Raw genomic sequence first — 26,048 nt, 5'->3', positions numbered from 1 at the left:
TTTCAAATGCTTTTGCGTCTTCGAATTGTTTTGAACTTCTGTCTAAATGAAGTAAAATGCTATATTTGTTTTATAATAAACCCCAATGGACAAATTAAATTTTTTAAATGTAATCGCATGGATTGCCGTTTTTGTTTCGCTCTTGCTTGCGTTTTTTCTTTTTACTGTAAAAACACAGAATAAACTGGCGAACCGTTTATTTGCCTTCTTTTTTATTTTAAGTGCGCTGGATCTAAGTGGTTTCTTTTTTTACAAATTTATCGAAGGACAATTAAATCTAGAAGCTTTTAGATGGACAACATGCTTATTAGGAATGCCGTTGTTTTATTTGTTTGTTTTGGCAGTATGCTATTCTGATTTTCAATTAAAATGGAAACATTTATGGCATGTGATTCCTTTTTTGGTTGTGAATTTAATTTTCATTCCCCGATTTTATGCAGCAGATGAATTGCAGAAAATTCAGTTTTTCGAAGTGCACAATCAAATGCCTGAAATGCTGTTTTTTCGTGTCGTAGTCGAAGTTCAGTATTTGTTTTACATTGTAAGTGTTTATTTGATTTTAAAGAAATATAAAGAGCTTTATTTAGAGAATTATGCCAGAACAGGCTTTTCAACCTACAGATGGCTTTTTCAAATGACTACGGTTTTTCTTATTGCACATTCAATTGTGGTATTGAAAAATTTATTGCGTTACACAAATTTCAAGGAAACCTTTATTTGGGCTAATGTTTTGGTGGGAAGTATTGCGCTGCTCGTTACGTGTTGGTTTATAATGAAAGCTTTAAATCATCCTGAACTTTTTAGAGGCATAAATTCAAAATTAAAACTAGCAAAAGACATTCTTCCGGAAACTGAAGAAAAACAAACCTCTGATACTTTTGAAAATGACGTAATCAAAAATCAGATTTTGAGTTTAAGAGAATATATGGATCAGAAGGAACCTTTTCTTGATCCTTCGTTGACCATTCAAGAATTAAGTAATCAAATTAATATGCCGGTTCGTGAATTGTCGGTTTTAATTAATCATCATATCGATCAGCATTTTTTTGATTTTGTCAATGAATATCGCATTCAAAAAGCCATGAAGATTTTAAAAGATTCGTCAAAAAGCAATCTTACGGTTTTGGAAATTCTGTACGAAGTTGGTTTTAATTCTAAATCTTCATTTAATACTGCTTTTAAAAAATATACTAATTTAACACCAACAGCTTATAGAAATAGTTGAAAATAAAGGTTTTGTAAAAAGTCGAACTTGATGCTAAATAAAGTCGAACCCATTTCTTGAGAATAAAATGGTTCGACTTTTTTTGTCGGTCGAATTCCGAAAATTTCTGATAGAGCTTTGCTTCAAATTAATCGAACAAGTTAACATTAGAAATCATGACAAAATTAAACCTCCTTATTCTATTAGTATTGCCTTTATTTTGTTTGGCACAGTCGACATTGCAATTAAAAGGTAAAGTATCAAGTGAAAAAGCTCTTTTGGAATGGGCAGATATTTCGATATTCAATTCAGAAGGAAAAATTATCGACGGAACTACGACCAAACCAGATGGAACTTTTGAAATCGTTCTTAAAAAAGGGAGTTATAAAATTGGAATTAGTCTTTTAGGATTTTCAGAATATCAACAGGAAATTGCACTTGAAAAAGATACCGATTTAGGAATTATAATTTTAAAAGAAAACACGACAAGTTTAAACGAAGTAGTTGTGAAAACGAAAAAGAATACAATTGAACAAAAAATTGATCGTGTTGTATATACTATAGAAAACAATATTTCGGCAGTAAGCGGTGATGCTTTAAGCGCAATTAATAATGCGCCTGGTGTTGTGGTGCAAAGTAATGCGATCACTATATTAGGAAAAGGCGCATCGAGGGTCATGATCGATGGCAGAATGATTGAGTTATCTGGTGAAGAATTGAATAGTTTTTTGAAATCTATTTCGGCAAATGATATTAAAAGTATTGAAGTTATTGCCAATCCACCAGCAAAATACGAAGCAAACGGAACAGGCGGAATTATCAATATCATTATGAAAAAAGGAATGGTTAATTCATGGAAAAATACTTCAACTCTTTCATACGATCAGAATAAATACGGAATTTTTACGCTTAGAAACAGCTTTTTCTACAATAAAAATAAATTCAGAATGGCATTAAGCGGAAATGGGCGAATTGGAAATACAAACAATACAGAAGATTTAGATGTGTATTATCCAACAGGTCTTTGGCAGTTGCGAGATGTTTCAAAACAAAAAGAAAATAGCCTTTCTGGCCGTATTTCGCTGGAGTATGATATTTCGGATAAAACAACAATTGGAATTCAGTATTTAAATGAAAATTATACTCCTGATATGAAATCGAATACAATGATTCATATTTTTAATAATGCCAATACCATTGATTCGCTTTTGGTAAATAAAGGTTTCAATAGGAAATATTCAGGAAGCCAGACGTACAATGCCCATTTGATTTCGAAATTGGATTCTGTGGGAAGAAAAGTAAGCGTTGATTTGGATTACTTTACTTATAATTCAAGATTTGATAAGAACTTCACTGCTACATCTTATTCACCTGAAGGAACTTATAGAAACACGAATCAAGCAGCGAGAAATAATTCGAATCAGAATATTGATAATATTAGTTTGAAAACAGATTTTGATTATCCTTTAAGCATAATAGATTTGTCGTATGGCGCTAAAATTAGTTTTATAAAAAGCAACAGCGACGTGTTTTATTACAATACCATCAGCGGTTCTCCAGAATTAGATCCCAATCAGTCGAATGTGTTTGAATACAAAGAAAATAATCAGGCGGTTTATTTGAACGGAAATAAGAAAATCAATGATAAATTGACACTTCAGCTGGGATTACGATTTGAAAATACGCAGACAAACGGTTATTCTGAAACCTTAAATCAGGAAATTAAAAATGATTATTTAAAGTTGTTTCCGAGTTTTTATATTGATTATCAGTTGAGTGAAAATCATGGTTTTAATTTGAATTATGGAAAACGAATCAACCGTCCGGGATTTGGATTGTTAAATCCGTTTCGTTCGTATATCAACAGTAATAGTTATTCTGAAGGGAATCCATTTTTAAGACCTTCATTCAGCAATAATTTTGATTTTACGTATACGTTTAAAAAGAGTTTTAGAACGAATATTTTCTTTAATAGAACAACAGATGGTTTTGGTGTCGTTTTTAAATCAAATCCTGAAATCAACACACAGATTATCAGCCGTGAAAATTATTTTAATGAAAATTCATTTGGAATAGGCGAGAGTTATAGTGTTGAAGTGACAAGCTGGTTTGAAACACAGAGTTCGGTTTATTTTTTAGGATCTAAAACGAGTTTTATTTCTCAATTGAATGCTGTTCGTTCTAATACTGAACAACTTTATTTTACAACCGAAAATACTTTTTCGTTGAATGAAACTACAAAACTGCAGGTAGAATATTTTTACAGTTCTCCGTTTAAAAAAGGGCTGTATGAAATTGGATATATGGCTGGTTTGAATATTGCGGTGAGAAAGAGTTTTCTCCAAAACAGTCTTCAGTTTACTTTTTTGGTGAATGATCTTTTTAATACGTCTTATTTAAAAGGATATACATCAGTTGTAAATGGTGTTGCTCAGGTATACAGCCAAAATGAAAGCAACCGATTCTTAAGATTATCTGTTGTGTATAATTTTGGAAACAAGAAGATAAAAGTGCAGGAAAGAGATTTTGGAAATAAGGAGGAGAAAAAGCGAGCTGGAAAATAATTAGATAATTTGGAAATGTGGCAATTAGATAATTTATCCTAACAAGTTTTTAAAACTATTTTTCCAATTCTTGTTGCGTGAGGGATAGGAGCAAATTACCGAAGTAATGCGGATAGCCCGACAGTATTTACTAAAAGACCCAATGAACGCAGAGTTGATTGGGTCTTTTAGTAAATAGTGGCACGCCCTAATTATAAAATGAATGCCAATACTATTCCGAGTACGATCATCGAAACTTTGGCAATATTGAATTTATGTCCTTCACTGCTTTCAAAAATAATAGTTGATGAAATATGGAATAAAATACCAATTACGATGGCAGTGATTTCGGTGTAATATTGATTTAAAAAAGCTAAATATTCGGATGCAATTGTACCAAGAGGCGTCATAAGTGCAAAAGTGACCATGAAGGCAAAAATGGCTTTTTTATTTAAGTCGGCATTGATGAAAAATGTGGTTAAGATAACGGCAATTGGCAGGTGATGAATGGCAATTCCGACCGCCAAACCGTGATGATGACTTACGGGAAATCCTTCTAAAAAGGCATGAATGCAAAGGCTTATAAAAAGTAACCACGGAATCTGAGACATTTTTGCGTGTCCGTGTACGTGACCGTGTTCGGCTCCTTTTGAAAAAAATTCGAGTATGATCTGAAATAAAATCCCGACCATTATAAAAATCCCAATATTGTGATTGTGTGATTCGTAAACTTCAGGAAGAAGGTGCATCACGGTTAATGACAATAAAAAAGAACCACTAAAGGCTAGCAGTAATTTTAAATTGGTTTTGTTTTGAGGTTTTATAAACAAAGCCACACTATATCCTAAAAGTACAGAAAATAAGGGTAGTAAATAGTTCATTTGTATTTGTTTAATCGTTGATTCGTTTAATCGTTTCATTGTTTTTGTGTCCGATTACACGGTTAAACAAGTAAACGATTAACCAATTTACTTAAAAATCATGATTAATCTTTCGCTTTCTGTTTTATGGAATTTTTTGAGTTTGTAATCTCCAAAAATATCCAAAAGGTAAATTCCAGCTTCGTCCATTAATTCCTGAAAGTCTTTTAAAGATAAAGCTTTTACTTTTTCGGTAAAATGAAACTTTCTGCCTTGATCTTCAAAGTCAATTTCTTTGAAAATATGCCCGTCTTCAACATATCGTTTAATATGAAAATCGATTCCGTCTACGGTTTTCACTTCTTGAGGAACCAAAGTCTCGATTACCTGATTGACGTTCATAAAATCGATTACGGCAAAACCATAGTCAGATAAACTTTCCTTGATTGCTTTTAAAGTAGTTAGGTTGTCATCGTCGTTTTCGAAATAACCAAAACTGGTAAAAAGGTTAAAAATAGCATCGAATTTTTCTTCAAACGGTTCACGCATATCGTGTACTTTGAAATGCAGGTGATCGTTGCTGTTTTTGCTGGCTTCGGCAATGCTGTTTTCAGATAAATCGGCTCCTAAAACGTCGTATCCTAATTGATTTAAATAAATAGAATGACGCCCTTTTCCGCAGGCTAAATCAAGCACTTTTGCTTTTTCAGGAAGGTTGAGATAGTGGGTCAGATTATCCATAAAAATCTGAGCTTCTCGGTAGTTTCTATCTTTGTATAAAATATGATAATACGGAGTATCAAACCATGACGTAAACCAATTTTCGGTGTTACGGTCTTGATTTGGCGTTGATGAGTTATGTGGTTCTGACATTTATTCTATTTCAATTAATTCAAAGTCCGGCAAATTTAGTGTATTTTTGCCGAAAAATAACTATTAAACAGCGATACGTCAATAATCGTTCGTTAATCGGAGATGTACACTAGTGCATCTTTTTAAATTTTAGTTTTTTTTAATTTAAAAGAAAAGATGGAAGAAAATTTTAGAATGATAGCCAAATGTTTTTTTGGTTTTGAGGAGATATTAGAAAAAGAATTGCTGGCGCTTGGCGCTCAAGATGTTCAAAAAGGCGTGAGAATGGTAAGTTTTAAGGGTGATAAAGGTTTTATGTACAAAGCCAATTTATCGCTTAGAACGGCTTTGAAAATCTTAAAACCCATTTATTCGTTTAGAGCTAATAATGAACAAGCGTTGTACAAAGGTATTTCGGGTTTAAACTGGTCAAAATATCTAAATGCCAACCAGACTTTTGTAATCGACACAACGGTTCATTCTACTTTTTTTAATCATTCTGAGTTTGTTTCTCAAAAGTGTAAAGATGCTATTGTGGATCAGTTTAGAGAAAGAACTGGACAAAGACCAAGCATCGACAAACAATATCCAGATTTAAGAATCAATGTTCATATCGATAAAGATCAGGTTTCGGTTTCTTTGGATACTTCTGGAAATTCACTTCATCAGCGTGGATATAGAACGGCTACCAATATTGCTCCTATTAATGAGGTTTTAGCAGCGGGAATTCTTTTATTGTCTGGTTGGGACGGACAGAGTCATTTCTTGGATCCAATGTGTGGTTCAGGAACATTTTTGGCTGAAGCTGCAATGATTGCCTGCAATATTCCAGCGAATATCAATAGAAAAGAGTTTGCTTTTGAAAAATGGAAAGATTGGGACAACGACTTGTTTGATACTATTATCGATAGTTTAATGAAGAAAACAAGGGAGTTTAATTATACGATAAAAGGTTTTGATAAAGCGCCAAGTGCGGTAAGCAAAGCAAAAGATAATATTAGAAACGCTAATCTGGAAGATTATATTTCGGTTTCTGAAAATAACTTTTTTGACAGCGAAAAAGAAACAGAAGGGAAACTGCATATTGTTTTCAATCCGCCGTATGATGAGCGTTTGGATATTCATATGGAAAGATTTTACAGTAATATCGGCGATACTTTAAAGAAAAATTATCCAGGAACAAATGCGTGGTTTATAACTGCAAATCTCGAAGCTTTAAAATTTGTTGGTTTAAAACCTTCTAGAAAAATCAAACTCTACAACGGAAGTCTTGAAGCGCGCTTGGTAAAATACGAAATGTACGAAGGAAGTAAGAGAACGAAGTTTCAAGTAAACGAATAGTAACAAAGAGACAAATTAACAAAGGGACAAAGGTACAGAGTTAAAACTTTGTCCCTTTGTTTCTTTGTCCCTTTGAACCTTAAAAATAAAAAAAATGACAAAACTACAAGTAAGAGCTTTTTTATATCAATTAGGAACATTTGCAATTTTATTTATAGCTGGAAGGTTTATAATTGCCATGTACATAGGTTTAACTGGAATTTGGATTCCGATGACTTCTTTTGTTATCGCAACCATTATTGGTCCTAAATTTCAGGCTGTAAAAACAAAAGATGGTGAAAAGCTTTTCATGAAATGGATATTTGTAAAAGGAATTAGAGAAATTGGATAATTTTTAAATCAGCATTATGAAAAAAATTGGACTTATAGGCGGAATAAGCTGGGTCTCAACAACAGATTATTATAAACTTATAAATCTGGGAATAAATGAAAAGCTGGGAGGATTGAATTTCTCGGAATGTTTGGTTTATTCTTTTAATTATGCTGATATTAAAAAGAACAACGACAATAACGATTGGGATTCGACTTTTAATATGCTTTTAAAAGGCTGTGAATTTTTAAAGTCGGGTGGAGCAGAAGCAATTGTTTTATGTGCCAATACGATGCACTTAATTGCCGATAAACTTCAAGATGCGATTAAACTTCCGGTTATTCATATCGCAGTTGAAACGGCTGTTGAAATCCAGAAACAAAACCTTAAAAAAGTGGGTTTATTGGGAACTAAGTTTACAATGGAACTTGATTTCTTTAAAAATAAACTGGCCGAAAAAGGAATTGAAACCATAATTCCAACCAGCGAAGAGGATAAAGATTTTATTCATTATACTATTTTCGAAGAATTAGGAAGAGGAATTGTAACCGATGAAACGAAAAAGCGTTATTTAGAAATAGCCAATGAACTAATTAAAAATGGAGCTGAAGGTATTATTTTAGGTTGTACCGAAATACCTTTGGTTATTAAAACCGAAGATTTATCAGTTCCTATTTTTGATACGACACTTATACATGCAAAGGCGGCTGTTGAATTTCAGTTGTCTTGACAAATAAAAAAAGCCTCGAAATAATTATTCGAGGCTTTTTTATGATCTGGAAAACTCTATTTCTTTTTTTTAGGTGCTTCTTCTTTTTTGATTTCCGGTACAATTACTTTTTTCTTGTAAATCGGAATAAAATACGAAACCGTATAGTTGAAGCCTACTCCAAAACTTCCGTCGTAAGTTCGGTTGAAGCCCGGGATATAAAGGTTGTCAAAACCGGCTGGTTTGTTGTTCATAGCTAAAAGCTTTAGCTGCACTCCAAAACCAACAAATATATTATTGAAAACTTTTGCTTTTATTCCCATTGCAACTTCAAGCCAAGCAGCAGAAAGTCCGCTGTGTTTCTCATTTGCAGCAATTGAAGGCTGTTCGCCCCAATACGGATTTGGATTGTAAATCTTATAACTATTTAAATCTTGGCTGAAAGAACTGAATCCTCCGCGAAGACCAATCGTAATAAGGTTTTCCATATCAAGCCAGTTGTCGTACAAGTTGTAATCGAAACCTCCTTTAATATAAGTTCCTGTCGCTGTAGAGTTTAATCGGTCGTCGTCTGTAGTTTTATCTTCAAAACCTAGTTCGGCTGCGATATAGTATCTTTTAGTCAAACGCCAGTCGGCAGTAAATTCAATTCCTTTATAATCTTTATCGTAAAAAGCACGTGTTAATTTATACAAATCTACACCTACACGTAAACCATAACGATCTGTTTTAGGAGGAACAGGAACACTGTCTTTTTTAACTTCTGTAGTTGCTGATTTTGGAGCCGTTACTTTTGGTTTTTTATCGTCAAGATCTTTTAGAGTTATGGTATCTTTTGTTACTTGAGAATGTACCAAAAACATTGATAAAAGAAAACAAAGACTAAAAGTATATTTCAAGATGTGTTTCATTTTCTGAATCTATGTTATGGGTTTGTAATAATGAATTCTGTATCCAAAGACCATCACCAGAAGGTCCGTCTGTTAATACATAATCCCATGTATTTCGGTCAGGATTAGTTCTTGAATTTAATGTGAAAATCGTTTTGAAACCGCATGCTCTCGAAACATAAACATTCTGGCGGGTGTAGTTAAAAGTAATTACATCAGTATTTATTGCTGTTGGATCTGTACTTGCAGCATTGTATATAAAACTATAAGTAGTAGAATCAGCATCAATTTTTAACGGAATAGAAATAGTATTTCCGTTTGCTAAATATTTAGCATCTCCAGCAGCAGATTTATTAAATACAATTCCATTTGCATCACCACCCTGTCCAACAACTTTTAAGTTCAGAACATTTTTTGGCGTGGCAGGATCTGCAATATCAAAGAATTTAATTACTAATCGGGGAGTAGTAGGTGTATTTGCATCACAAATATCATCTTTCTCACAGCTGGACAATCCAAAAGTAAAAAGCAATAAAAAAGCAACTATTTTTCTCATTTATAATTTTATAATTAACGAAGTTCTAAAAGTACAACATTTTCAACATGATGCGTCTGTGGAAACATATCAACAGGACGAACACGTGTTACTTTGTATTTTTCATCCATTAAAGCTAAATCTCTTGCTTGTGTAGCAGAATTACAGCTTACATATACTACTTTTTTAGGAGCAATTTTTAAAATCTGATCAATAACCAGTGCGTGCATTCCGTCTCTTGGCGGATCAGTTATAATAACATCTGGTTTTCCGTGCTGTGCAATAAAAGCTTCATTGAATACCACTTTCATGTCACCAACAAAAAACTCACAATTCGTAATATTATTGCGTTCCGCATTTGCTTTAGCGTCTAAAATAGCTTCAGGAACACTTTCTACTCCAATTACTTTTTTGGCTTTTTTAGAAACGAATTGTGCAATAGTTCCCGTTCCAGTGTATAAATCATAAACTGTTTCGTTTCCTGTAAGCCCTGCAAAATCGCGTGTTATTTTGTATAATTCATATGCTTGATCAGAATTGGTCTGGTAGAACGATTTAGCGTTGATGCTGAATTTCAAACCTTCCATTTCTTCCAGAATATAATCTCTTCCTTTGTAAAGTTTAATATCCTGATCGTAAATAGTATCGTTTTGTTTTGCATTTACCACATATTGTAAAGAAGTAATTTGTGGAAATTTTTCATACAAATGATCTAAAATCAATTCACGATTTGCTTTGTCATCTTCAAAAAACTGAATCAAAACCATGATTTCACCAGTTGAAGCGGTACGAATCATTAAAGTTCGCAATAAACCTGAATGTTCTCTCGGATTAAAAAAAGCAAGATTATGCTCGTTGGCAAAAGCCCTGATTTCGTTTCTAATAGCATTTGAAGGATCTTGCTGTAAGTGGCATTTCTCAATGTCCAGAATTTTATCCCACATTTTCGGAATATGAAAACCTAAGGCATTTCTGTTGCCTAAATCTTCTGTGCTTCCAATTTCTTTTTCGGTTAACCAACGGCTGTTCGAAAACGAAAATTCCATTTTGTTTCTATAGAAAAACTGTTTTTCTGAACCTAAAATATCTTCAAATTCAGGAAGTTCTACTTTCCCAATTCGCTGTAAATGATTTTTTACTTCGTTTTGTTTGTAATACAACTGCTGGCTGTATTTCATATTCTGCCATTTGCATCCGCCACACACGCCAAAGTGCTCGCAGATTGGATCAATACGATGTTTGGATAATTCGTGAAATTTCACGGCCTTTCCCTCGTAATAGGCTTTTCTTTTTTTGAATGTTTGTACATCAACAACATCGCCAGGCACTACATTCGGAATAAAGATTACTTTTCCGTCTGGAGCTTTCGCTACTGATACTCCTTTTGCTCCGGCATCTAAAACTTCAATTTGATGAAAGACAACTTTGTCTGTATTTTTTCTTCCCATAGCGCAAAAATAAGCCTTTGTAAACTTTTACAAATTTAATTTTCAAAATATTTTATCAAATTATTGAATTTGTTGGTTTGCTGAACTTTAAAAGCTAACTTTGCCTTAGTATTACCCCAAAATGCTACGATAATAACCTATAGTCTTGTTATGTATTTATGAAGTTATATCATAATCTTTCACAAATTGGCTTTTTAAAGAAAAGCTATGCGTTTAAATTTTTATTTGTCGCATTTATAGGGATTCATATTCCGCTGATTGGGATTTTGTTTTTTGTACTTTTCTTCGAACATACCGTTTCACCAATGTCTATTTTGATTTTTTCTTTAATTATGACTTTATTGGCAACGGCAGTTACACTTTTGGTTTTAAAACAGCTTATTTATCCTATCTCTATTGCATCAAAATCATTGGATGATTACAGAAACAGCCGAAAATTATCGGTTCTGCCAACAGATTATACAGATGAAGCAGGTTTGTTAATGTGCAATATTCAAGAGTCTATTTACGAATCGGAGAGTTTTATAAACGAAAAACAGGATTTGATTTATATGCTTTCACATGATTTAAAAAACTTTGCAGGAAATCCGCAGGGTTTGGCTAAATTAATTTTAAGCGAAAATCCTTCTGAATCTATTAAACATTTGGCAGATTTAATATGCGAATCGACTAATCTGCAATTTCGATACATCGAAAACTTTATTAAGCTTTTAAAAGAGCAGGATCAGGTTGTAAAAGTCAATCAGGAAATCAGGACTATTTCATTCTCAAACGTTGTTCCTTTTATTAACGAACAGGTAGAACAACGCTTGCTGGATAAAAACATAACATTGAATTTAAGTGTAGAAACAGATGAAGCCAGACTTAAAATTGATGAAGGTCTGCTGGTTCAGGTTTTAGTAAACTTAATAAGTAATGCAATCAAATTTTCTTATTTTGACAGTGAAGTTAAAGTACGGATTTACAAAGAAAACTCTCATTTAGTCATAACCGTAGCCGATAAAGGTATTGGCTTTGATAAAACACAAATTGACGAACTTTTTAAGAAGTTTACCAAAATGAGCCGTCTTGGAACCGCAAACGAAACTTCGACTGGAATCGGGCTTTATTTATGTAAAAAGATAATCGAGAAAAATAAAGGAAAACTCAGTGCCTTAAGCGAAGGAAAAAACAAAGGAGCCGAGTTTAAAATTGAATTTGAAATCTAGTTTTTTTTTAGGCTCTAAGGTGCTAAGATACTAAGGTTCTAAGATTTTTAAATAGTTTAAACCCTAGAGCCTTAGCCTCTCAGATCCTCAGTACCTTTTAAATTCTACCACAAATGGTGAACGGAGGTTTTTATATACTTTTCGTAAATTTCATTCATTGCTGCAATTTTCTCAGGGGTTAATTGAGGAAAATCATAAACAGACAAATTAGAAAGTACATGACTTTCTTTTGATGCTCCTGGAATAATACAGCTTACATCATTAAAACTTAAAATCCATTGTAAAGCAATAGGAGCAAGGTTTTCGGTTTCTGGAAATAATGCTTTTAATTCTTCAACCGCTTTTAATCCCAGTTCGTAATCAATACCAGAAAAAGTTTCGCCTTTATCAAAAGCTTCTCCGTTACGATTAAAATTGCGGTGATCTTGTACATCGAAAGTGGTTTTTGTATCAAATTTACCCGTTAAAAGTCCGCTGGCTAATGGTACACGCGCAATTATTCCAATATCTTTCTTTCTGGCTTCTGAGAAAAACAATTGTGAAGGTCGCTGACGGAATAAATTGAAGATAATCTGAACCGTAGTTACATTCGAATATTCGATGGCTTTTAAAGCTTCTTCCACTTTTTCGACACTTACACCAAGATTTAGTATTTTTCCTTGATCTTTTAAACGGTCAAAAAGTTCGAAAATCTCAGGGCGATAATATACTTCTGTTGGCGGACAGTGCAATTGAATTAAATCCAGGGTTTCTAATCCTGTTCTTTTTAAACTGTCTTCTACAAATTTCTGAAGCACTTTTGGCTGATATCCTTCATTTACATGCGGATTAATCTGGCGACCGCATTTTGTAGCCACATAAATACGCTCAGAGCGTGAACGAACAACCCTTCCGACAGCAGTTTCGCTTAATCCGTTTTCATAGACATCGGCAGTATCAATAAAATTAACACCATTGTCAATTGCCGTATTGATAAGTTCGTCGGCAGTTTTATCATTAAATCCTGATCCCCATTTTCCTCCAACCTGCCAGGTTCCAAGTGAGATTTCAGAAATATTAAAATTGGTTTTTCCTAGTTTTCTGTAGTTCATTTTTTTCTTTTTAGTTATAAAGATACAGAGTTGCAAAGGTTCAAAGGTTTCCATTGAGATTAAACTTTGTCCCTTGAACCTTTGTCTCTTTGAGCCTTTTAGTCAAATAAATCCGAAGACAAATAACGATCGCCTCTGTCGCAGATTACGGCAACCACAACTCCTGATTCCAGCTGTTCTGCTATTTTTAAAGCCACAGCAACAGAACCCCCGCTGCTCATTCCAGCAAAAACACCTTCTTCTAGTGCTAATCTTTTGGTCATTTCGCGTGCTTCTTCTTCGCTTATATCAATAACGGTATCAACTTTAGAAGGATCAAATATTTTTGGTAAATATTCCTGAGGCCATTTACGAATTCCCGGAATTTGAGATCCGTCGCTTGGCTGTGCACCAACAATTTGAATGGCAGGATTTTTTTCTTTTAAATAAGTCGAAGTTCCAATAATGGTTCCTGTAGTTCCCATTGCCGAAACAAAATGAGTTACTGTTCCTTCTGTATCATTCCAGATTTCGGGGCCTGTAGTTTTGTAATGCGCTTTCCAGTTGTCGTCATTGGCAAACTGGTTTAGCATTAAATAACCACCTTGAGCGACTTTTTTATCAGCATAATCTCTAGAACCAATAATTCCATCTTCGGCAGGCGTTAAAATAACTGTCGCGCCGTAAGCACGCATGGTTTGTGTACGTTCTTTTGTAGAATCTTCTGGTAAAACCAATTCGATTTCTATTCCAAATAATTGAGCAATCATTGCCAGAGCAATTCCCGTATTTCCGCTGGTTGCTTCAATAAGTTTATCCCCTTTTTTAATTTCGCCTCTCTCAAGAGCAGCGGCAATCATGTTGTATGCAGCACGGTCTTTTACACTTCCTCCGGGATTGTTTCCTTCAAGTTTCAGTAAAAGTTTTACGTTTTTATTTTTAACCAAATTGACTGTTTCCATCAATGGTGTATTTCCAATCAGGTTTAATAATTTCTGTGGACCCATTTTATTTTTTTTCTTTTATTTTGACTTCTGTTGTGGTGGTATTGGTAACGATCGAATCTTCGGGAATAGATTTGGTTACCCAGGCATTTCCGCCAATAATACTATTTTTTCCTATGATTGTTTCTCCTCCCAAAATTGTTGCATTGGCATAAATGCACACATTGGCTTCAACGGTTGGATGTCTTTTAGCGTTTTTCATGTCTTTGCTTACGCTTAAAGCTCCCAATGTAACTCCCTGATAAATTTTTACATGTTTTTTTATAACGGTTGTTTCACCAATTACGATTCCCGTGGCATGATCGATAAAAAACGGAGAAGCGATATCGGCACCTGCGTGAATATCAGTTCCCGTAATTCGGTGTGCATATTCGCTCATCAGCCTTGAAAACAATAGTAAATCCAAATGATATAATTCGTGGCTCAATCTGTAAATTGCAATGGCATAAAATCCCGGATATCCTAAATATACCTCATCGATGCTGTTCGACGCCGGATCGTTTTCTAGAATATATTCGGCATCCTGATTTAATTTTTCTAAAACTCCGGGAAGTTTTTCAACAAATCTGTCCCAGATAGAAGCGCATAAATTTTGAGGTTTTTTGCAGGCCAAAACAGCAATCTCTTTGAATCGGACTTCAAGGTCGTCGATGCTTTCGTCCAAAGCAGCATTTGAATCAAAAAGAGTGTAAAAAAGCTTTTCTGTAAAGTCTTCGGTCTTGGTTTTGATACCGTAGTTTATGTTAGAATGACTCTTTAAAGCCTTTATGTTTTGTATGATATTTTCTTTTGTCACAATTGAAAAATTGAGTGGATAATTTAAAACGCTAAAATTAAGGTGTTTTTTGTTAATAAGGACATGAATTGTATAAAGAAATTTTGCTCTAATAATTGGATTTGTGATAAATCAGGGATTTTTAAATCGAGATATTTTATAGGATTCTTAAGAACTTAATTGTGTAAATTAGCAGATAAAATTTCTAAAAAAATGAAAAATAATGCAGTTTTTAAAAGTGCAATTTCCGGTGATTCTTTTTCAGAAAGTGAGAAAATCTGCGGAAAAGATATTCATAATCCTATTTTAAGCCTTATTGTAAAAGATCATCCTTCTTTTTGTGATACAGATTGCATTTCGGTTCAAGAGCTGAATGAATACCGTCAAAAATACATTTCGAATTATTTGTCTACCGAAATTGGAATGCTTTCCGACTTAGAGAAAAGTGTGATTGCTTCTTTAAAAGAAGATAAATCGATTGTAAATATTGTTGAAGACGAAGAGGAAACAAGGAACATCGGACAAATTGTAGCAGATAAAGTGGCCGATTTTGGCGGAAGCTGGACTTTTATTATTTCATTTGTAGTTTTTATTGCTGTTTGGATTGGCTCTAATGTTTACATTTTGATGAATAAGGGTTTTGATCCTTATCCGTTTATTTTGCTCAATTTAATTTTATCTTGTATTGCAGCGCTTCAAGCTCCGGTGATTATGATGAGCCAAAATCGTCAGGAAGAAAAAGACCGGAATAGAGCTAAAAAAGATTATATGATTAACCTGAAATCTGAGTTGGAAATTAGAATGATTCATGATAAAATTGATCATTTGATTATGCATCAGCAGCAGGAATTAATCGAAATTCAAAAAGTACAGATTGAGATGATGAACGATATTTTGAATCAGATTAAAAAATAGAAAGCTATAAATAAAAGTGTTTATAGTAATAGCCAATGCACATAAAAATAAGATTTATGCCTGCCGCTTTCCAGATTATTTTTTGATAATTTCTGGACTTGTCCAAAAAATATAAGGCTAATAAAATTAGAAATAAAAGAGTAGTATAGAGAGCTGGATACATTTTAAAAGCGGCCGAAAATTCACCCTGAAAAAGTAAGACAACTGAACGCTGAAAACCACAGCCCAAACACTCAATTCCGAAGAACTTTTTGAAGAGGCAGGGAATCATATATTTTTCTAAATTCACAGGATAATTTTTTTACAATTTTACAAAAAATATTGCATAACATTTCAGAAGAAGAGGAACTTCTATTTTAAAGTTTTTTACTTTTGAAATCTCAAACTTTTGAAAAATGAAAATCTTTAAAATTTTAATCATGATTCTTGCCATCTCAGTTGCCTTGTATGAGCAGGTTTCTGATGATAAAAATGTGTATATAACGGTAGTTGCTATTGTCGTTTTTATGTACGGAATGATGCAGCTGAGTGCAAAAACACCAAGTAAGAATCAAGAAAAAGAGGAGCAAGATGCTGAGTAAAGGAGATAAGGTTTCGGTTTTAGACGAAGCGATTAATGGAACCGTACTTTCGGTTAAAAATAACGAAGTTTCTATAGAAACGGAGGATGGATTTATGATGACATTTTTTGTCAATGAATTGGTTAAGATTCAAGATTCCAGTGATTTAATGAATTCTATTAAAAGAATTAATTTAGAAGAAGTGACAAAAGAGAAAACGGAGCCTAAACCACGTAGTTTTGTGAAAGAAAAGAAAGATAAACGTGATGTTGCAGTACCGGAATTTGATCTTCACATTGAAAAATTAGTTCCCAATAAACGCGGCATGACGAATTATGATATTTTGACTTTACAGACTGAAACGGCAAAACGACACATTGAATTTGCGATTAAAAACCGCATTCCAAAAATCGTTTTTATTCACGGTGTTGGCGAAGGCGTATTGAAAGCAGAGCTTGATTTTTTATTAGGCCGTTATGATGGAGTGGATTTCCAAGATGCCAATTATCAGAAATATGGTCTCGGTGCAACCGAAGTTTATTTCAGACAAAACAATAGATAATACGATTATTTTCAGGTTTGAAAATTTAACTTAAAAGCATAAAAAAAACGTCTGTTTTTTATCCCGGTTTTATTATGAAATCAGAGATGAAAAACAGACGTTTTTTGTAAGAATAAAATTCAGATTTTATATCTGTAAAAAATGTCTTTTAGTTACTTGCAGATGTTTCGGTTATGGTACCTAAAACGAAACTATTGGCTAGGAAAAATTTCGTATTTCCTTTTTTCAGAGTAACATTTTTCAGTGTTATAGTATGCGTATACGTAATGTTAGTTGTTCCGGCTGTTACGGTAGTTACTTCGATGGTTCCTGAAGTATCTGTTGTGCCATCCCAAGTTCCAGAAATTGTTGGAGTAGAAGGTACAGGACTAACACAGAAATAAGACGAAGTCAAAGTTCCTGTATTTGATTTGAAAGTCGTATAATTTACTTTATTGGTTGTCGATGAAATTGGAGCACTTCTTGTTCCAGCTTGTTTTACAATAAGATCTGCATCAAGGTTGCTTACCATTAGATAAGATGTTGAGTTAAAATTGTAAACGTTTTTCTTATCAGAGCATTGCGATGCATTTTCAGGAAATGTAAAACTCATGTTTTCAGGAGAAGTTTTGTAATCTCCAAAAACAAATTCTTCTTCAGTTTGAGGTCCGGCCGGTTTTAGGAAAGTTATATTTCTAAAAACAATATTATGTGTATATCCGGTAATTCTCGTGCTTCCATCTGTTGGACTTGGATCTCCTATATTAGCAATTGATTTAATGACAATTTTTCCTGCAGTTGCCTGCCATTCTTCTGTAATATTTGGAGTCCTAGGCGGAATTGTTCCACAAATGTTTTCAGTGCCTACCGTACCGTCATATGCTCTATAAACAACACGATACGTTGAATTGTTAATGTCATATACAATTGAATCATTTACAGGGGTAGCATCATTTGGAATGCTGTTTAATGGCAATTGAAGTATTAACGATTCCTGTGATTTGGTTTTATATATTAAAGTATTAATATTATTTTCAGGACAGCTTGCTGCAGTTGCAGCATCAAAATCGATTGTATCAACAGTTAGGTCGCCGTCGTCACAGCCGTTTAGTAAAAGAGCCAGAAATAATAGGCTTGCATATTTTTTCATCGTTGTTTTATTTGTGCCAAAAATAGTGAAAAATTTGGCAAAAGATATTTAAGATTCGACAATTGATATTTTATAACTTTGCAATAATGAAAAAAGTATATCTCGATAACGCATCAACAACTGCTATGCGACCTGAAGTTATTCAGGAAATGACAAAAGTTATGGCAGAAGACTTTGGTAACCCGTCTTCTACACATAGTTTTGGCAGAAATGCAAAGACCATTTTAGAACTTTCCAGAAAAAGCATTGCCAAACATTTTAATTGTGCTGCACAGGAAATTATTTTTACTTCTGGTGGAACGGAAGCTGATAACTGGATTTTAAGATCGGCAGTTGAGGATTTAAAAGTCGAACGTATTATCTCTTCTAAAATTGAACATCATGCGGTTTTGCATGCGATTTTAGCATTGCAATCCGATTACAACATTCAAGTTGATTATGTGAATGTAAAGGAAGATGGAAGTCTTGATTTGACACATCTTTCTAATTTATTATCTCAGGAAAAGAAAACCATTGTCAGCTTAATGCATGTTAATAACGAAACGGGAACAATTCTAGATTTAGAAAGAGTTGGAACGATTTGTAAACAATACAACGCATTATTTCATTCAGATACGGTTCAATCTGTTGGTAAAACCGAAATCGATCTTCAAAATATTCCAGTTGATTTTATTGTAGCAAGTGCTCATAAATTTCACGGACCTAAAGGCGTTGGTTTTGCTTTTGTGCGAAAAAACACTGGATTACAGCCTTTGATTTTTGGAGGCGAACAAGAAAAAGGCCTTCGTGCCGGAACAGAAGCCGTACATCAAATTGCAGGAATGGCAAAAGCACTGTCTCTTTCGTATGAAAATTTAGAAGAAGAAAGAAGTTATATTTCAGATTTAAAAAAGTATTTGATCGAACAATTGGAAGTTCATTTTCCAGGTTTCAGAATCAATGGGAAAAAAGATGATTTTTATAATATTATCAATATAACACTGCCTTTTTCTTCAGACAAAACGTCGATGCTTTTGTTTAGTTTAGACATGAAAGGAATTGCCGTTTCAAGAGGAAGTGCTTGCCAGTCAGGGAGTATTAAACCTTCACATGTTTTAAAAGAAATGCTTTCTGAAGAAGATTTAAAATTACCAAACCTCCGAATTTCTTTTAGCCATTATAACACAAAAGAAGATATTGATTGGCTGATTGAGAGCTTGAAAAGTGTTTAGGGAAAGGTGCAAAGTTCTAAGGTTCAAAGAGGCAAAGGTTCAAAGGGGCAAAGGCTAAAGTTTATAAGAAAAAAACTCCGTTCAAATTTTCAATTTGAACGGAGTTTTTTTCTAAAATCTAAAATCTAAAATCTAAAATCTAAAATCTAAAATCTAAAATCTAAAATCTAAAATCTAAAATCTAAAATCTAAAATCTAAAATCTAAAATCTAAAATCTAAATCTATTTTCTGATTATTTTTACTTGTGAATCTTTAGTCAATTTTATGATCGTTGACGATTTTCCAGAAACTTTATCCTGATTTAATTTTACGACATAATCAACGCCATTTATGATTTCTGGACTAATATCTTTAAACGACATTGGAGTAGGTTGTCCTGAAATATTTGCCGATGTTGAAACCAAAGGCTTTTTCATTCTTTCCATTAATTTGTAACAAAAAGGTTCTTTTACCAATCGTACTCCAAGCGATTTATCGGCAGAAATAACGTTTGGTGCTACATTTCTGGCGTCATCTAAAATAAGTGTCGTTGGTTTTTCAGATAAATCCAGAATCTGCCAAGCAACTTCAGGGATTTCTTTAAAAACGTTGTACATCATTTTTTCACCATTCATCAAAACGATCATACTTTGTGTTTCGGCACGCTGTTTTAGTTTGTAAATTTTAGCTACAGCATCAGGATTTGTGGCATCGCACCCAATTCCCCAAACCGTATCAGTTGGATAGAGAATGATGCCGCCTTCTTTGATAACTTCAAAAGCGTTGTGAACTTCGGTATTAATATCTTGATTCATAATTTAATAATGTTTTTATACGGACAGCCAAAATTATTGTATTTGTGTGTTTATAATTTGTGTGATTTTTTCTAAATCTTCTTGTGCCATTCCCACATAAAGCGGAAGACATAAAATTCGAGATGCAATCGATTCAGATATTGGCATTTCTTTTCCTTTGGTGTAATCAATCGTATTTAAAGAGGGATAAAAATAACGCCTTGGTATAATATTTTCTTTAGCTAAAGCCTCTATGACCTTTAATAAAGTTTCTTCAGAATCAAAAACGGCAGGATAATAACTGTAATTCCATTCTGTGTTTTCTCTTATTTTTAAAGGTTTTACCTTTTGTAAATCAAGATGTTCGTTATAAAAATCAACCACTTTTTTTCTCTCTGCAAAAATATGATTTATATAAGGAAAAACAGCCAGTCCCATTGCCGATTGTAATTCAGAAATTTTAGCATTAATTCCTAATCCATGAAAAGCCAAAGGGCCATTGTGTCCAAAATTATGGCTGTAATATAATTTGTGATACGTTTCGGCATCGTTGCAAAACATGGCACCGCCTTCGCCTGTATGGAATATTTTCGTAGCATGAAAACTACAAGTGCTGACATCTCCATAATTAAAAACAGATTCGTCATTGTATTTTACACCAAAACAATGCGCCGCATCATAAATCACTTTTAGATTGTGTTTTTTAGCGATTTTTTCAATTTCAGTTACATGACACGGATTTCCGAAAACATGAGTAGCTAGAATTGCTGTCGTTTTAGGTGTTATGGCAGCTTCTATTTTGCTTTCGTCAATAGTTAAATAATCGGGGTCGATATCTACAAATATAGGAGTACAGTTTTCCCAGACTATAGCTGCTGATGTTGCTACATACGAAAATGGAGTCGTAATTATTTCGCCTCCATTTCCAAAAAGCTTTAATGCAATTTGAATAGGAATCGTACCATTATTAGTAATAATTATAGAAGAACTGTTTAAAAACGTTTTCAGTTTTTCCTCTAATTCAAGGGTAAGTTCACCTCGATTGGTAAGCCACACTTTGTCCCATGCGCGTTTTAGATAAGAATTGTATTCTTCTTGCGGAGGAAGAAAAGTTTTGGTTACAGCAATCATTTTATTACAGATTTAGTGCGTTTAATTTATCTTTGAGGGTAACTATTGTTATATTTGTGCGGTAAAATTAGGAAAAGAAACCTTAATTTTTGATATAACTAAATATTATAACATTTTAAGAATTAAAACTTCTAGATAACAGTATTGGTTGACAGTACATTAGATTTTTGATGATAGTACAAGAATGTTTTTTTGATATTTGGTATGATTAATGTGAAAAATGAACACAAAATAAATTTAAGATTACTATGGAAATCAATGCCTTTTTGAAAAATTTTGCAGATATTTTAGATGATACAGATGCAGCTTTAATTACTCAAGAAACTGTTTTTAGAGATTTAGACGAATGGAATTCGCTAACGGCTCTTTCATTAATCGCTATGGCAGATGAAGAATATGATGTAAAATTAACAGGAGATGATATTAAATCTTCGAATTCTTTACAAGACATTTTTGAAATTATTAAAAATAAAGCATAATTAAATGGCAGCTTTTTCAGTAAATGATGTTGCAATAAAAGGTATTTCATGCAGTGTTCCTAAAAATAAGGAACTCAATGTAGACCTTGATATACTAACACAAGAAGAAATTCAAAAATTTATTGAGGCAACCGGAGTTGAAGAACGACGTATTGCACCAAAAGATCTTTGTACATCTGATTTATGTTGCAAAGCTGCTGAAAAATTAATTACAGATTTAAATTGGCAGAAAAGTGAAATAGAAATTCTGGTTTTTGTTTCGCAGACTGCTGATTATATTTTGCCTGTTTCTGCAGCTATACTTCAGGACAGATTAGGACTTTCTACAGACTGCATTGCTTTTGATGTGCCTCTGGGATGTTCCGGTTATGTGTACGGAATCTCTATTATTGCCGGAATGATGAAAGCTTCTGGTTTAAAGAAAGGACTTTTATTAGCCGGCGACACTAGCAGTAAATTACTTTCGAAAACTGATAAAAGTACCGTTCCGCTTTTTGGAGATGGAGGAAGTGCTACAGCATTTGAATTGGATGAAAGCGCAGAAAGCTTACAGTTTGATTTAGGTACTGATGGTTCAGGCTATAAAACGATTATGATTAATGACGGAGGTTCAAGAAATAGAATTAGTTCTGAATCTTTAATTTATCAAACAATTTCTCCGGGAATTGAAAGAAATGCATGCCAGCTTATTTTAGATGGTATGGATGTTTTTGGTTTTGGTATTTCGCAAGCACCCAAAACAGTAAATAAACTTATTGAAAAATTTGAAATCGATAAGGACAATATCAATCATTTTGTATTTCATCAGGCCAATTTAATGATGAATAAAATGATTGCCAAAAAATTAAAATTACCTGCAGAAAAAGTACCATACTCCTTAAAAGAATTTGGAAATACTTCTTCTACAACAATTCCGTTAACAATAGTTACGCAATTAAAAGACAATTTAGCCAATACTTCTCAGAGTTTAATACTTTGCGGTTTCGGCGTTGGTTTATCTTGGGGAACAGCGAAAGTAAAGCTTGATAACATTGTGATTTCAGATTTAATCGAAATATGATAAAGAATTTAAATTACATAGACGAAGAAATTTACCTGAAAGAGAAGTCTTTATTTTTAAATGAATCCTGGATTTTAGCCGCGCACAAAAACGAATTACTAAATAACAACGATTTTGTAACTTTTGAATACTACGAGAATAAAATTTTCATTCAAAATTTTAACGGTGCGATAAAGTCTTTTCAAAATGTTTGCCTTCACAGGTTTAATACCATTCACGAAGAACCTTTTGGGAATCGTGTTTCGTCTTGTTTGTATCACAACTGGACATACGGAAAGAAAGGAAATGTAATTGGTTTAATGTGTCGAAATTCATTTGAAAGGGATCATATTAATGAATTGAAATTAAAAGAATACGAAGTGGCTCAATGTGGCGATTTTATATTTTTAAAATTGAATGATCAATTCAATGATACTTTAGAAGAATATTTAGGAAATATTTATACTCCGCTTGAAGAAATAAGCAGACATTTTGGATCAAAAACAATTGATTATTCTATTGAACATAAAGTAAACTGGAAACTTCTGGTTGAAAACGTTTTAGAATGTTATCATTGTACGGCAGTACATGAAAACTCATTTGCAAAAATGGGATTTGGTTCATTACCACCCGAAAAATTCGATTTTTATAATGCGCACAGTTGGTGTGAGTTTCCAAAAGGAGAAGATGTAAAACCCAATAAAATTATAGAAAAAGCCCTTTCAGCAAGAACTTTTAAAACACAAGGATATCTTCATTTCCATATTTACCCAAATGCTTTTGTAAGTACTGTTGAAGGAAAAGGATTTTATTTAGGTTTTATGCTGCCACAATCTCCATCGAAAACCATTTTAAGAGTTCGTTATTTCGCTGCAAAATTTGAAAAAGAATTAAGCGAATCAGAACAGAATATTATTGATTTTATTAATAATAGTTCAAATGAATCCTTGGATTTGGTTTTAAATGAAGATAAAAAAATCATTGAAAGCGTGCAGTCAAATCTGGCAAACTTTAAAGATCATTCGCCAATATTTGGTGAAGAAGAATTTAGGATTTTAAAGTACTACGATTATTTAAATACAAAACACGAATTAAAATAAGAACAATGAACCCATTCGATTTATCAGGAAAGAAAATTTTAGTGACCGGAGCCTCTTCTGGAATTGGCTTTGAGACTTGCCGTGCCATTGTAAGACAAGGCGGTACTTTTATCGCTGTGGCCAGACGTACTGATTTTCTTGAGAAATTAATCGAAGAATGCGGTAGCCAGAATAGTTTTATAGCTGCTGATTTGTCTCAAATGGACGATATAAAAGCTATTGTAGATGCTATTGAAAACATCGATGGAATTGTTCATTCGGCTGGAATTGTTTCTTTGGCTCCAGTTAAATTCTATTCAGAACAGTTAATGAAGGAAATGAGAAGTATCAATTTCGATTCTATTACCTATCTCGTTAATTTGATTTTTAAAAAGAAAAAAATAAACAAAGGAAGTTCAATTGTTTTGGTTTCATCTGTTGCAGGTTTATTCGGAATGAAAGGAAACGGAATTTATGCTGCCAGTAAAGGAGCTTTAATTGCGATTTCAAAAGTCTGGGCAAATGAATTTGCAGTCAGCAAAACCCGTGTTAATTGTGTTTCGCCTGGTATGGTAAAAACAGAAATAACCTCAAAATCTATCGAAAATTTATCTCTGGAAGTAATTCAAGAAGACGAAAAGAAATACCCGCTGGGTTATGGAGCACCTGAACAAGTTGCTGATCCAATCGTGTTTTTACTATCAGATGCTTCGAGCTGGATTACAGGTCAGAATTTAGTTTTAGACGGAGGAAGAACTTCAACAATATAAATCAAAGATGAAAGCGAATATAAAAGCCATTTCGTATTATCTGCCCGAAGCAGTTTTATCAAATGATTTAATCAACAAGGATTTTCCAGAATGGGATATTGAAAAAATTAGTTCTAAAACTGGAATTAATTCTCGTCATATAAGTGCTTCAGATGAGTTCTCGTCAGATATGGCTGTAAAAGCAGCTGAAAAGCTTTTTGCAGAACATCATATTGATAGATCAACGATCGATTTTTTATTGTTTTGCACGCAGAGTCCAGATTATTTTCTGCCAACGACAGCTTGTATTATTCAAGAAAAATTAGGTTTAAATACTTCAATTGGAGCATTAGATTATAATTTAGGATGTTCTGGTTTTGTATACGGATTAAGTTTGGCAAAAGGATTAATCGCTGGTGGAATGGCTAGAAATATTCTGCTGATTACATCCGAAACTTATTCTAAATTCATTCATCCAAAAGATAAAAGCAATAAAACCATTTTTGGAGATGCCGCTGCCGCAACGCTAATATCAAGCGAAAAAGGCTTTTGTTCGATTGGTGATTTTATTTTTGGAACAGATGGAAAAGGAGCTGAAAATCTTATTGTAAAACAAGGCGGAATGCGTTTTCCAGTTTCAGATAGTAATGACATTGAAGATGAATTTGGAAACATCCGAAACGATAAAAACCTATACATGAACGGAACAGAAATTTTCAATTTTACAGGAGAATTTGTTCCTAAACTTACCGAATCAATTCTGGAAAAATCGAATTTATCAAAAGACGATATCGACCTTTTTATTTTTCATCAGGCCAATAAATACATGCTGAATCATTTAAGGAAAAAGATAAAAATTCCTGAAGATAAATTTTTCATCGCCATGGATCATTGCGGAAATACCGTTTCATCGACCATTCCTATTGCTGTTTATGAAGCTCAGAAACAAGAGAAGTTAACGGATATAAAAAATGTAGTATTGGCAGGTTTTGGCGTGGGATATTCGTGGGCAGCTTGTAATTTAATTATCGAATAATGAAGAATTTAGTAATTGTAGGAGCAAGAGGTTTTGGCAGAGAAGTTTATGATCTTGCCACTCAGTGTGCTGGTTTTAATATAGAATATGTTGTAAAAGGATTTTTGGATGATAAATCCGATGCTTTAGAAGGATTTGCAAACTATCCGCAGATATTATCTTCTGTAGAAGATTATAAAATTGAAGAAAACGATGTTTTTGTCTGCGCGATGGGATCTATAAAATGGAAAAAACATTATGCAGAATTAATTCTTGCAAAAGGAGGGAAGTTCATCAATTTAATTCATCCTTCGACAAAATTAAATACCAATGCCACTGTAGGAACTGGTTTGCTGGTTTTTATGTATGCTAATATCAGCAATGATTGTATTATAGAAGATTTTGTCACAATTCAAGGTTATGTAGGTTTAGGACACGATACAAAAATATGCAAATGGGCACATTTAAGTTCCTATTCTTTTACAGGCGGTTTTGTTGTTTTGGAAGAAGAAGCAACCTTAAACACAAGAGCTACAATATTGCCAAACGTTATTGTTCGTAAAGGAGCTACGGTTGGGGCCGCGAGTCTGGTTATTAAAAACGTCAAAGAAAATACAACTGTTTTTGGTATTCCGGCTAAGAAAATAGAATTTTAA

General features: G+C 33.3%; 28 protein-coding genes. 16 read left to right on the top strand and 12 right to left on the bottom strand.

Going from position 1 to position 26,048, the window contains the following annotated elements:
* The first annotated feature begins 85 nt into the window (after positions 1-85).
* Together J0383_RS02950 and J0383_RS02945 are read left to right on the top strand one after the other, a co-directional pair.
* On the top strand, positions 86-1,225 hold the full coding sequence (locus J0383_RS02950) for a helix-turn-helix domain-containing protein (protein WP_207296962.1): 1,140 nt from the start codon (positions 86-88) through the stop codon (positions 1,223-1,225).
* A gap of 155 nt (positions 1,226-1,380) precedes the next feature.
* Positions 1,381-3,768, top strand: a complete 2,388-nt coding sequence (locus J0383_RS02945) for a TonB-dependent receptor domain-containing protein (protein WP_207296961.1) — start codon at positions 1,381-1,383, stop codon at positions 3,766-3,768.
* Positions 3,769-3,959: 191 nt separating this feature from the next.
* On the opposite strand, the gene J0383_RS02940 is transcribed toward J0383_RS02945, so the two are convergent.
* Both J0383_RS02940 and J0383_RS02935 read right to left on the bottom strand, forming a co-directional pair.
* Positions 3,960-4,628 (bottom strand): ZIP family metal transporter, encoded by a 669-nt coding sequence (locus tag J0383_RS02940; protein ID WP_207296960.1) that lies wholly within the window; start codon positions 4,626-4,628, stop codon positions 3,960-3,962.
* 87 nt (positions 4,629-4,715) lie between these two features.
* Positions 4,716-5,480, bottom strand: coding sequence for a class I SAM-dependent methyltransferase (locus tag J0383_RS02935; protein ID WP_207296959.1), 765 nt, complete (start codon positions 5,478-5,480; stop codon positions 4,716-4,718).
* Positions 5,481-5,636: 156 nt separating this feature from the next.
* Here J0383_RS02935 and J0383_RS02930 point away from each other — a divergent pair, with 156 nt between their 5' ends.
* The 3 genes from J0383_RS02930 (at position 5,637) to J0383_RS02920 (ending at position 7,840) form a co-directional block, all read left to right on the top strand.
* Positions 5,637-6,800, top strand: coding sequence for a THUMP domain-containing class I SAM-dependent RNA methyltransferase (locus tag J0383_RS02930; protein WP_207296958.1), 1,164 nt, complete (start codon positions 5,637-5,639; stop codon positions 6,798-6,800).
* Between the two features lie 94 nt (positions 6,801-6,894).
* Positions 6,895-7,131, top strand: a complete 237-nt coding sequence (locus J0383_RS02925) for a hypothetical protein (protein WP_207296957.1) — start codon at positions 6,895-6,897, stop codon at positions 7,129-7,131.
* A gap of 16 nt (positions 7,132-7,147) precedes the next feature.
* Positions 7,148-7,840: an aspartate/glutamate racemase family protein gene (locus J0383_RS02920; protein ID WP_207296956.1), complete on the top strand. Its 693-nt coding sequence runs from the start codon at positions 7,148-7,150 to the stop codon at positions 7,838-7,840.
* 56 nt (positions 7,841-7,896) lie between these two features.
* Here J0383_RS02920 and J0383_RS02915 read toward each other — a convergent pair whose 3' ends face one another.
* From J0383_RS02915 to rlmD, 3 genes are read right to left on the bottom strand one after another with little or no spacing between them, the layout of a single operon-like run.
* Positions 7,897-8,730, bottom strand: coding sequence for a DUF6048 family protein (locus tag J0383_RS02915; RefSeq protein ID WP_207296955.1), 834 nt, complete (start codon positions 8,728-8,730; stop codon positions 7,897-7,899).
* Positions 8,702-9,265: a DUF6452 family protein gene (locus tag J0383_RS02910; protein WP_207296954.1), complete on the bottom strand. Its 564-nt coding sequence runs from the start codon at positions 9,263-9,265 to the stop codon at positions 8,702-8,704. Before J0383_RS02910 ends, J0383_RS02915 begins: the two co-directional genes overlap by 29 nt.
* 14 nt (positions 9,266-9,279) lie before the next feature.
* A complete protein-coding gene (rlmD, locus tag J0383_RS02905; RefSeq protein WP_207296953.1) occupies positions 9,280-10,692 on the bottom strand; it encodes a 23S rRNA (uracil(1939)-C(5))-methyltransferase RlmD in 1,413 nt (470 codons plus the stop codon).
* Positions 10,693-10,850: 158 nt separating this feature from the next.
* Here rlmD and J0383_RS02900 point away from each other — a divergent pair, with 158 nt between their 5' ends.
* Positions 10,851-11,900, top strand: coding sequence for a sensor histidine kinase (locus J0383_RS02900; RefSeq protein ID WP_207296952.1), 1,050 nt, complete (start codon positions 10,851-10,853; stop codon positions 11,898-11,900).
* Positions 11,901-12,004: 104 nt separating this feature from the next.
* Here the strand turns inward: J0383_RS02900 and J0383_RS02895 are convergent, their stop codons facing one another.
* From J0383_RS02895 to epsC, 3 genes are all read right to left on the bottom strand, one after another.
* The gene (locus tag J0383_RS02895) at positions 12,005-12,991 is read right to left on the bottom strand and encodes an aldo/keto reductase (RefSeq protein WP_207296951.1); all 987 of its coding nucleotides are present in this window, start codon (positions 12,989-12,991) and stop codon (positions 12,005-12,007) included.
* A gap of 98 nt (positions 12,992-13,089) precedes the next feature.
* A complete protein-coding gene (gene cysM / locus J0383_RS02890; RefSeq protein ID WP_207296950.1) occupies positions 13,090-13,977 on the bottom strand; it encodes a cysteine synthase CysM in 888 nt (295 codons plus the stop codon).
* Position 13,978: 1 nt separating this feature from the next.
* Positions 13,979-14,770 (bottom strand): serine O-acetyltransferase EpsC, encoded by a 792-nt coding sequence (gene epsC / locus J0383_RS02885; RefSeq protein ID WP_207296949.1) that lies wholly within the window; start codon positions 14,768-14,770, stop codon positions 13,979-13,981.
* Positions 14,771-14,962: 192 nt separating this feature from the next.
* Here epsC and J0383_RS02880 point away from each other — a divergent pair, with 192 nt between their 5' ends.
* Positions 14,963-15,664: a DUF1003 domain-containing protein gene (locus J0383_RS02880; protein WP_207296948.1), complete on the top strand. Its 702-nt coding sequence runs from the start codon at positions 14,963-14,965 to the stop codon at positions 15,662-15,664.
* Between the two features lie 4 nt (positions 15,665-15,668).
* Here the strand turns inward: J0383_RS02880 and J0383_RS02875 are convergent, their stop codons facing one another.
* The gene (locus J0383_RS02875) at positions 15,669-15,935 is read right to left on the bottom strand and encodes a DUF2752 domain-containing protein (RefSeq protein ID WP_317196756.1); all 267 of its coding nucleotides are present in this window, start codon (positions 15,933-15,935) and stop codon (positions 15,669-15,671) included.
* A gap of 124 nt (positions 15,936-16,059) precedes the next feature.
* Between J0383_RS02875 and J0383_RS02870 the strand changes: the two genes are divergently transcribed.
* On the top strand, positions 16,060-16,245 hold the full coding sequence (locus J0383_RS02870; protein ID WP_207296946.1) for a hypothetical protein: 186 nt from the start codon (positions 16,060-16,062) through the stop codon (positions 16,243-16,245).
* The gene (locus J0383_RS02865) at positions 16,235-16,786 is read left to right on the top strand and encodes a Smr/MutS family protein (RefSeq protein WP_207296945.1); all 552 of its coding nucleotides are present in this window, start codon (positions 16,235-16,237) and stop codon (positions 16,784-16,786) included. The genes J0383_RS02870 and J0383_RS02865 overlap by 11 nt, the downstream gene beginning before the upstream one ends.
* Positions 16,787-16,934: 148 nt before the next feature.
* Here the strand turns inward: J0383_RS02865 and J0383_RS02860 are convergent, their stop codons facing one another.
* Positions 16,935-17,915 carry a hypothetical protein gene (locus J0383_RS02860; RefSeq protein WP_207296944.1) on the bottom strand — a complete coding sequence of 327 codons (981 nt, stop codon included), beginning with the start codon at positions 17,913-17,915 and terminating at the stop codon, positions 16,935-16,937.
* Positions 17,916-18,001: 86 nt separating this feature from the next.
* On the opposite strand from J0383_RS02860, the gene J0383_RS02855 reads away from it, so the two are divergent.
* Positions 18,002-19,126 (top strand): cysteine desulfurase family protein, encoded by a 1,125-nt coding sequence (locus tag J0383_RS02855; RefSeq protein WP_207296943.1) that lies wholly within the window; start codon positions 18,002-18,004, stop codon positions 19,124-19,126.
* A gap of 222 nt (positions 19,127-19,348) precedes the next feature.
* On the opposite strand, the gene J0383_RS02850 is transcribed toward J0383_RS02855, so the two are convergent.
* Together J0383_RS02850 and J0383_RS02845 are read right to left on the bottom strand one after the other, a co-directional pair.
* Positions 19,349-19,921 carry an L-threonylcarbamoyladenylate synthase gene (locus J0383_RS02850; RefSeq protein ID WP_207296942.1) on the bottom strand — a complete coding sequence of 191 codons (573 nt, stop codon included), beginning with the start codon at positions 19,919-19,921 and terminating at the stop codon, positions 19,349-19,351.
* Positions 19,922-19,954: 33 nt separating this feature from the next.
* Entirely contained in the window at positions 19,955-21,031 is a 1,077-nt protein-coding gene (locus tag J0383_RS02845) for a DegT/DnrJ/EryC1/StrS family aminotransferase (RefSeq protein ID WP_207296941.1), read from the bottom strand.
* A 248-nt stretch (positions 21,032-21,279) separates the two neighbouring features.
* On the opposite strand from J0383_RS02845, the gene J0383_RS02840 reads away from it, so the two are divergent.
* Genes J0383_RS02840 through J0383_RS02815 form a run of 6 tightly spaced genes read left to right on the top strand, consistent with a single transcriptional unit; the run spans position 21,280 to position 26,048 of the window.
* Positions 21,280-21,510, top strand: a complete 231-nt coding sequence (locus J0383_RS02840; RefSeq protein ID WP_207296940.1) for a phosphopantetheine-binding protein — start codon at positions 21,280-21,282, stop codon at positions 21,508-21,510.
* Between the two features lie 4 nt (positions 21,511-21,514).
* Positions 21,515-22,570 (top strand): 3-oxoacyl-ACP synthase III family protein, encoded by a 1,056-nt coding sequence (locus tag J0383_RS02835; protein WP_207296939.1) that lies wholly within the window; start codon positions 21,515-21,517, stop codon positions 22,568-22,570.
* Positions 22,567-23,649, top strand: a complete 1,083-nt coding sequence (locus J0383_RS02830) for an aromatic ring-hydroxylating oxygenase subunit alpha (RefSeq protein WP_207296938.1) — start codon at positions 22,567-22,569, stop codon at positions 23,647-23,649. The genes J0383_RS02835 and J0383_RS02830 overlap by 4 nt, the downstream gene beginning before the upstream one ends.
* A 5-nt stretch (positions 23,650-23,654) precedes the next feature.
* Positions 23,655-24,398 (top strand): SDR family NAD(P)-dependent oxidoreductase, encoded by a 744-nt coding sequence (locus tag J0383_RS02825; RefSeq protein ID WP_207296937.1) that lies wholly within the window; start codon positions 23,655-23,657, stop codon positions 24,396-24,398.
* Between the two features lie 7 nt (positions 24,399-24,405).
* Entirely contained in the window at positions 24,406-25,413 is a 1,008-nt protein-coding gene (locus tag J0383_RS02820) for a ketoacyl-ACP synthase III (RefSeq protein WP_207296936.1), read from the top strand.
* Positions 25,413-26,048 (top strand): PglD-related sugar-binding protein, encoded by a 636-nt coding sequence (locus J0383_RS02815; protein ID WP_207296935.1) that lies wholly within the window; start codon positions 25,413-25,415, stop codon positions 26,046-26,048. Before J0383_RS02820 ends, J0383_RS02815 begins: the two co-directional genes overlap by 1 nt.

The sequence above is a fragment of the Flavobacterium endoglycinae genome, from assembly GCF_017352115.1.
GTDB classification, from domain to species: domain Bacteria; phylum Bacteroidota; class Bacteroidia; order Flavobacteriales; family Flavobacteriaceae; genus Flavobacterium; species Flavobacterium endoglycinae.
Note: the sequence above shows the minus strand (reverse complement) of the source record. Positions and strands in the feature narration are given on the sequence as shown.